Origin of the sequence: Fulvivirga aurantia (genome assembly GCF_009711475.1) — a bacterium.
Classification (GTDB): Bacteria; Bacteroidota; Bacteroidia; order Cytophagales; family Cyclobacteriaceae; genus Fulvivirga; species Fulvivirga aurantia.
Genome location: NZ_SMMD01000548.1, coordinates 1 through 3,863 on the forward strand (window position 1 = coordinate 1; position 3,863 = coordinate 3,863).

Here is a 3,863-nt window from a genome sequence, read left to right on the forward strand (position 1 = left end):
GTAGCGCTTCACTAATCACAGCCTTAGCCTCGTTTCTTATATTTTCAGAGTTAGCTTGTAAACTATTAAGTCTGGCCGCTGTGGTTTCTATGGCCTGCTCATCACCGGTTTCTACATAGTTTACCAGATTGTCAACTTCAGTGCGCTTTTCAGCGAAAATTTCTTCATACTGTTGCTCAAGTGCAGTAAATTCTTGTCCTTTCTCTGATATTCTCACTTCCTGAGCAATCGTATCATTAAAAAAGATAGGGGGTGCATTAAATTGGTAGAAAACAAATACCATGGCACCAATAAAGAGTATGATAAACTGCATCGGTACTTTTAAAAGGCCATTCATCATAAGTCCCAAACGACTTTCTGACAGTGAACGACCGGAAAGATAACGTTGCACCTGCGATTGATCCGTACCGAAATACGACATAAATAAAAATACAGCGCCAGTCATGCCAGACCAAAAATTATAGCGATCGCTCAGATCAAAATCAAAGCTTACTACGTTTAATTTACCCATTTTACCTGCCACGTGCATAGCATCTACAAACCCAACACCCTGAGGCAACTGTGTAATTACTAATATACCTGCTGCAATCATACCGCCCATCATTACAGCCATTTGCTGTTTTTGGGTTTGCGTAACAGCTTTCGTACCGCCTGAAACGGTATAGATGATAACTAAAACTCCTATAATTAATGTTGTATAGCCAAGCCTCCAACCAAGTAAAGAACTTAATATAATGGCGGGAGCATAAATCGTGATACCAGCTGCCAGGCCTCTCTGAATGAGAAATATCAATGCAGCCAACATACGTGTTTTAAGGTCGAAACGGCTTTCTAAATACTCATAAGCTGTGTAAACCTTAAGCTTATAATAAATAGGAAGGAAAAAGACTGAAATGATAATCATGGCAAGCGGCAGTCCGAAATAGAACTGTATGAAACGCATACCATCGGTGTAGGCCTGTCCGGGAGTAGACAGAAAAGTTATCGCACTGGCCTGTGTAGCCATGATCGAGAGCCCGATAGTCCACCATTTAGAAGTGTCACCTCTAATGTAGCTATCCATGCTATTGGTGCCTCTGGTTTTATAAACACCGTATGCTACAATAAAAATAAGTGTACCGAACAGTACAATCCAATCTATACTGCTCATGAAAAATGTCTGGTAAAGAGATAAAACAATAAGATCAGCACGGCCAGATTACCCATCAATAACCAATATATATTCTTCCAGCTACCTAAAAAAGGAGGTTGATCAGTAATAGGTTTTTGATCTTTTTTGTTGTCACTCATAAAAGCTTAATTGTTTTTAGATTCTGGTTTATTGCCTAAAGACACTAGGTTAACAAAAATTCTAAAGGCACCTGGCACACCAGCAGGAAGTTCTCTGAACCAAGAGTAACCTGTATAAACATAATGGCCATTACCATATTTAGCTACAAGCAACCCTCCTTCTTTTGGTGTTTCCCCCTTATCATTGCTCGAGAGTACAGCCGTATATTCATCATCCCACTTGTTGGGAAAATACAAACCTCGCTCCTGCACCCAACCTTCAAAATCTGTTTGTGTAATTTGGTTTGGCTCAGACATTACGGGATGTTCAGGCGCTAAAATTCTTACTTCAGCAAACTCATCGGTTACCCGGTCTCTACTCAACTCGAGGGGGTAAGGTGCGAAATCATCAGTTTTAAGCCTATGACTAGTATTGTACTGTATGACTAATGTGCCTCCCTCTTGCACGTAGTTGAGCAAATTTTGCATAAAATATGGCAGTCGCTCATTTGTGTTTAACGCTCTTATACCTAAAACCACAGCGTCCAGTGATGAGAGGTTTTCTGCAGTTACTTCTTCGTCTTTCATCTCCCAAACTTCATAACCAATTTCTCTCAATGCTGCTGGAATAACATCCCCTGCCCCAGCTATGTACCCAATTGTTTCTCCGTACTTTTTTATGTTTAGTTTTACGATTTTGGCTTCTGCATCCGGCATTAGCACCTGGGTTTTGATGTGATCGTAATCTACTGTATTAATGCTCTTGCCATATTCTTTACCATCATGAGTTACAATGGCCTTCAATTGGCCTTCACTCTGACCGGCAGGTGGAGTAACTGTAAAAGTAAATAAGGCCTCTGCATTCTTATCCTCGAGTGTATAACTATGCTTTGTGGGCTCACTTTTCCAGCCATCTGGCAGGTTAAGCCTTACTTCACCAGTAACGTTTCTTGCTCCGGCTTTAACGGTGACTGTAATTTGCCGACTAGATTCGTCAGAGAAGATGTAAACAGATTCTGGAATGTTGACAAATACAGGTGGAGTGATTACAAAAGGTCTATATTTTTCACCATCAACAGGATCATTCCATTTGTAAATAACAGGGTGTTTGTTGGTAAACTCCTGATCTCCGATAGCATAAACATAGGTCACTTCAATGGCAGCACCGTTTTCGGGTTTACCAATTAGCATACGATCATCAACTTTATACATCCCAAGCGTACCTTTTTCCTTCAACCAGTAAGATTGCGTATACGCTGCTTCTGATGGAACCTGATAGGTGGTTTTAAAGTCTAGTGTGTTATTGTTAGTAAAAGTGCTATTAATCACAGAGTCTTTTATTGACCCGTAAGAAATACTTTTCAAAGTTACTTCTACATTAGAACGGTTGACTAATTCTGTGTTTAGCATAATTTCAGAACCCGGAGCCGCAGAGAAATCATCTGCTCTTGTTTCGAGATACAAACCTGTAGCGGCCTTAATCAATTCGTCCACTTCCTGGGTTTTCACCTCTCTCCAATGGTTATCTTTGATTTTGGCAATTTCTTTTCTCACCTCAAGTAGGGGCTTCACTATCATTGCCGGATTTGATGCGGAGTAGTTGGCAATTATTTCTTCAATCATTCTACCGATCTTCTCCCCTCCTTTTACACGCTTCCATGAGGTTTCAACCCCTTCAAAAATATCTTCCTGGGCTTTATCACCTTTCCTGTACTCCAGGTATTCTATTTGTTTGCCTCTACTACCTGTTGAGCCAAAACCCTGACTTTTATGCTGACTGCGACTTCTGGAAGCCATTTCGGTGTACGACTCACCAAGTAAAGCGTTATACTGACCGACATCTACAGTAAGTACTCCTTCTTCGTCAGCACTTATGTTTGGATTCCACCATCGCCCTGTGTTGAGGTAAAGACGCTTTGGCTGCCAGGTGCTCACATACTCTAGTTGGTCGGTATACTGATCTTTGTCAGCTGCCAGGTCAAATGCTTCGTGGGCAAATATCGCTGAGGTAGTGTGATGACCATGACCACCCCCACCGTCAGTAGGAAACCGTGTAATAATTACATCCGGTCTGAATTTTCTAAAAATCCAAACCACGTCTCCCAGTGCTTTTTCTCTGTCCCATATCTCCTGAGTTTCCTCTGGTGATTTTGAATAGCCAAAATCATTGGTTCTTGTAAAAAATTGTTGACCCCCGTCAATGGCTCTTGCCGCAAGCAATTCCTGAGTACGAATCACGCCTAAAGCCTCGCGTATTTCGGGACCTATCAGATTTTGACCTCCATCACCACGTGTCATTGATAAATAGGCGGTATTGGCCAACCTCTCGTTAGCCATATAAGCGATTAGTCGGGTGTTTTCATCATCGGGGTGAGCTGCTACGTAGAGTACAGTGCCGAGAAAGTTAAGCTTTTTGAGTTTTAGAAGTATATCTGCCGCATCTGGCTGTGTGGGTTTTTGTCCTAAAAGCGTAAAAGAAATGAAAAATAAGCTTAAAAGGATACCGTAGTTTTTCTTCATAATCTCTGAGTGGTTGAATAATAACCTAACGGGTGCAAAGATTAAAGGTTTATGCGACTATTCAAGAAAAAGCC

At 41.3% G+C, this 3,863-nt stretch carries 3 protein-coding genes; all 3 read right to left on the bottom strand.

Annotated features, from left to right (window positions below; all coding sequences use genetic code 11):
• The coding region (locus E1176_RS04445; protein ID WP_155209366.1) for a sodium:solute symporter family transporter at positions 1-1,150 on the bottom strand (1,150 nt) is incomplete at its 3' end.
• A complete protein-coding gene (locus E1176_RS20895; RefSeq protein WP_222933083.1) occupies positions 1,147-1,290 on the bottom strand; it encodes a hypothetical protein in 144 nt (47 codons plus the stop codon). The genes E1176_RS04445 and E1176_RS20895, both read right to left, overlap by 4 nt.
• 6 nt (positions 1,291-1,296) lie before the next feature.
• On the bottom strand, positions 1,297-3,789 hold the full coding sequence (locus E1176_RS04450; RefSeq protein WP_155209367.1) for a PIG-L family deacetylase: 2,493 nt from the start codon (positions 3,787-3,789) through the stop codon (positions 1,297-1,299).
• Positions 3,790-3,863: the final 74 nt, after the last annotated feature.

Bases quoted from the DNA above. Each gene is read 5' to 3' on its own strand.
- E1176_RS20895 (WP_222933083.1), bottom strand. From the start codon at position 1,290: ATGAGTGACAACAAAAAAGATCAAAAACCTATTACTGATCAACCTCCT.
- E1176_RS04450 (WP_155209367.1), bottom strand. From the start codon at position 3,789: ATGAAGAAAAACTACGGTATCCTTTTAAGCTTATTTTTCATTTCTTTT.